The 4414-nt window shown below is 50.0% G+C and carries 1 protein-coding gene; it reads left to right on the top strand.

Translation table 11 applies throughout. The features are described 5' to 3' along the window. Positions 1-4414: beta strand repeat-containing protein (locus CWB60_RS15170; RefSeq protein WP_171036156.1), on the top strand; the 4414-nt coding region annotated here is incomplete at both ends.

Below are 4414 nucleotides of genomic sequence, written 5' to 3'. Positions count from 1 at the left end.
CGATAACGCAGGTAATGAAACCACGGCCACTACCACAGGGGAGGTTGATACAACTGCGCCGGTTGTGAACATAAATGCGCTAGGTGATACAAGTGATACTACACCAACTCTATCAGGTACGGTAAGCGGGGAACCTACAGGCTCAACTGTTACTTTAACTGTAACGGACGCAAATGGTGCAGTGCAAACAATCACTGCACAAGTCATTGCAGATGGAAGTTGGACAGTAGAAGTACCCGTAGCTTTAGCTGAAGGTAGCTATACTGTTGATGCTACTATTAGCGATAACGCTGGCAATGAAGGTACTGCAAGCGCCTCTGGTACTATTGATACAAGTGCGTTAACTATCACTATTGATGTGATTGGTGAAACCAACGATCAAACCCCACAAATAAGCGGTGATACATTTAATGCAGAAGTAGGTTCGTCTGTTGAAGTTCAGATCACTGACTCTACAGGTGCGACTATTACCTTAACTACGGTTGTTGATGCAAACGGACAGTGGAGTGTTACTCCGCCAGCCGATTTACCTGAGGGAAGTGTATCAATCAGTGCAACAGTAACTGATTTAGGCGGTGGTTCAGCCATAGCAGAACTTGATGCTGTAATTGATATTACGCCGCCAACTATACAAATTAACGATCTAGAAACTAGTAATGATACAACACCAATTATTGCTGGTAATACTACAGGCGTTGTTTCTGGCACTGTTATAAGCTTGACTGTTACAGATTCGCAAGGAGTTGTTCGCTCGTTTAATACGACAACAGATGCACAAGGGAATTGGAGTGTAGAGCTTTCTCAAGAGTTGGCTTCAGGGGATTACACTGTACAGGCAGAGGTTTCTGATGCTGCAGGCAATAGTGCTTTAGATACAGCAACCGGTAATATTGATACTGCGGGGCCAAGTTTAACCGTTGATTTTGATGCTGTAACCAATGATACAACACCGACTATTTCAGGCACGAGTGATGCCGATGTAGGTACAACGATTACTGTAGTGATCACTGATGAAAACGGTGTTGAACAAACACTAACAACCACAGTAGATGCCAATGGAAGTTGGGAAGTAACCCCTCAAACAGACTTGAATGAAGGTGATAACACCATCGAAGTGAGCGTGTCTGATGAAGCAAGAAACACAACAACAGTAACCGATACAATTACTTTAGATACACAAGCACCCACATTAACCATGCAAACCGTGGGTGATGTAAACGACTTAACCCCTACATTACAAGGCACCAGTAACGAAATTGGCGGCACGGTAACACTCACCGTGACCGACAGTGATGGCGCTGTGCAAACCATTACCACCACCGTTGGTATGGATGGGCATTGGGATATTGAAATCCCAAGTGCCCTGGCACAAGGCGACTTTACTGTCAGCGCGAGTATTACTGATGCCGCAGGCAATGAGAGCACCGCCAACAGCAGTGGCAATGTAGATACCATTACCCCAGTTGTAACCGTGGATGCACTGGGACTTGGTAACGACAGTACTCCACTTATTAGTGGTACTTCAACTGAGCCAGAAGGCACAGTTGTAAACATTGTAATTACCGACAGTAATGGCGATGAAACACCGCTCACCGCCACCGTGGATGTCAACGGCAATTGGCAAGCAACCAGCCCTGAATTACCAGAAGGCAGCTACAGTGTGCAAGCCAGCATTACCGATGCGGCGGGCAATACAGGCGGCGCTACGCAATCGGGCACCATAGATAGCCTCGCGCCAACACTTGTGCTTGATACCGTCGGCGCGACCAACGACAGCACGCCAACTATTAGTGGTTCCACGAATGCACCAGCGGGCACGGTAATTAGCATCAGCGTTAGCGATGGCATTACCACCGAAACCTTTACAACCACAGTGCAAGCGGGTGGCAGCTGGTCAGCCGATGTACCAAATGCACTGGTTGATGGTGAGCTGACCATTGAAGCCAGCGTGAGCGACAACGCCGGTAACACCACCACGGTTAGTGAAACAGCCACGCTGAACACCACCGCGCCAAGCATTAGCATTAATGCCTTGGTTGATACCAACGACACCACACCAACCATTAATGGGACAAGCGATGCAGCAGATGGCACCACCATTAGCTTAACGTTTGAAGATAGCGCGGGGAATATTACGTCTATTGATACCACCGTAACCGGTGGTGTCTGGAGCGTTGAAGCTCCAGATGCGTTAGCAGAAGGTAACTATGAAGTTACCGCCAGTGTGACGGATAGCGGTGGTAATACAAGTTCTGTAACTGAAATAGGCTTAATCGACACCACTATCCCAGCGATTGAAGTGAATGAGCTAGTTGTTACCAATGATACAACCCCAACGATCACCGGCACCTCGAATGCACCGCAAGGCAGCACCGTAACGGTTGAAATCACCGATAGTAATAATGTGACCCATACGGTTACAACGACCCTAGGAGCTAATGGCACGTGGAGTGTGGCTGCCTCACAAGTAGTTGCTGAGGGCAACTTTACCGTAAGTGCAAGCGTAAGCGATGCAGCGGGTAACACAGCGACCGCCACAGGCGCAGGGGAGGTTGATACCATTGCGCCAACGCTTGATTTAACCAGCCCAGGTTCAAGTAACGACGTAACCCCAACGCTAAGCGGCACCAGTGATGCACTAGAAGGCACTGTGATCACCTTTACCGTTACCGATGATTTAGGGGCAGAGCAAACCTTTACGACGACTGTGGATGCGAGCGGCAACTTCTCAATCGAAGTGCCAAACGCATTGGCTGAAGGCCCTTACAGCATTGAAGCGACTATTAGTGATGCGGCGGGTAACAGCACTGATATCTCTGGCAGCGGTAACATCGATACCACCGCGCCAAGTGTGAGTGTGGATGCACCAGCGCTCACCAACGACAGCTCACCAACGGTTACGGGCACCAGTGATGCTCCAAACAGCACCGTTACGATAACCTTTACCGATGCAGCCAATGCCGTACAAACTATTGATGTACAAACTGATGCCAATGGTAATTGGAGTGCGACACCAACCAGCGACTTAGCAGAAGGCAACTACAGTGTTAGTGCCAGCATCACTGATGCCGCTGGTAATACCGGTACAGGCAGTGATACGGGCGAAGTGGATGTGACGCCACCAACCCTTGCCTTTACACCGACCTTTGAGCTTGGTTTATTAGTGACCCTAAGCGGTACCTCTGACCTGCCAGCAGGCAGCGAAATTACTATCACTGAGCAACTTATAGGCGGAGGAGTGGGTGTAACTTACACCACCACAACCGATGCCAACGGTAATTGGTCTTTGGTGGGGCTTGATGTATCACTACTGGATGTAGGCTCTGTGATTGCCACAGCCACAGATGCAGCAGGGAACACACGCACAATCAGCTCAGATGACTTTGATAACACACCCCCTACACTCACGGTTGAGGTGGATGCACAAAGCAATAGCAACACGCCTATAATCAGCGGCACAAGTGACGCAGGCGAAGGCGCACAAGTGACGATTGTGGTGACCGACAGTGACGGTAACCCACAAACCATTACCGCCCTTGTTGATGCCAACGGCGAGTGGAGCGCCATCCCAGCGACACCACTCAGTGAAGGTGAAAGCACGATTGAAGTGAGCGTACGCGACAGCGTAGGCAACGAAACCACCGTGAGTGAAACCACGACTATCGACACGCAAGCGCCAACGCTTACGATACAAAATGTAGGCGATATAAACGACTTAACCCCGACATTACAAGGCACCAGTAACGAAATTGGCGGCACGGTCACACTCACCGTGACCGACAGTGATGGCGTTGTGCAAACCATTACCACCACCGTTGGTACGGATGGGCATTGGGATATTGAAGTGCCCAGTGCCCTGGCACAAGGTGACTTTACTGTAACAGCCAGTATTACTGATGCTGCAGGCAATGAGAGCACCGCCAACAGCAGTGGCAATGTAGATACCATTACCCCGGTTGTAACTGTGGATGCACTGGGGCTTGGTAACGACAGCACCCCACTTATTAGTGGTACTTCAACTGAGCCAGAAGGCACAGTTGTAAACATTGTAATCACCGACAGTAATGGCGATGAAACACCGCTCACCGCCACCGTGGATGTCAACGGCAACTGGCAAGCAATCAGTCCAGAATTACCTGATGGCAGCTACAGTGTACAAGCCAGCATTACGGATGCGGCGGGCAATACAGGAGGCGCTACGCAATCGGGCGCCCTTGATAGCCTTGCCCCGACACTGACACTCGATACTGTGGGTGCTACCAACGACAGTACGCCAACTATTAGTGGTACCACGAATGCACCAGCGGGCACGGTAATCAGCATCAGCGTTAGCGATGGCATTACCACCGAAACCTTTACAGCCACAGTCCAAGCGGGTGGCAGCTGGTCAGCGGATGTACCAAATGCACTGGTT

It is taken from the genome of Pseudoalteromonas sp. S327 (assembly GCF_005886415.1).
GTDB lineage: Bacteria > Pseudomonadota > Gammaproteobacteria > Enterobacterales > Alteromonadaceae > Pseudoalteromonas > Pseudoalteromonas atlantica.
Note: the sequence above shows the minus strand (reverse complement) of the source record. Positions and strands in the feature narration are given on the sequence as shown.